A 278-nucleotide genomic window follows, 5' to 3' on the forward strand; every position below is an offset into this window, starting at 1 on the left:
CTGAAAGTGATTGTAGCTCAGATTCAGAAGCAAATGCGTTACCAATAATAAAATCATCTACTAAATTCGTCATTAATAAATGCTTAACTTGTACTGCTATAGGTAAATTTCTATGACTTTCTAATGTAGGTAACCCTTCCATAATCATCCAAGGTCCAACTGTTGCCTCTTGTGAAGTAACAAAAGCTGCAGTGTGAACATTATTTCTTTTATAAGCCTCACTCGTATTTACAAAATGTTGATATGATAAGCCAGTATAGGTTTGAGGATAAAAATTG

The 278-nt window shown here is 33.1% G+C and carries 1 protein-coding gene; it reads right to left on the bottom strand.

Translation table 11 applies throughout. From position 1 onward, the window contains the following. Positions 1 to 278 (bottom strand): MupG family TIM beta-alpha barrel fold protein (locus EN861_RS35180; RefSeq protein ID WP_135928271.1); only part of this gene is annotated, 278 nt, incomplete at both ends.

The organism is Mesorhizobium sp. M8A.F.Ca.ET.218.01.1.1, assembly GCF_004791165.1.
Lineage (GTDB): Bacteria > Pseudomonadota > Alphaproteobacteria > Rhizobiales > Rhizobiaceae > Mesorhizobium.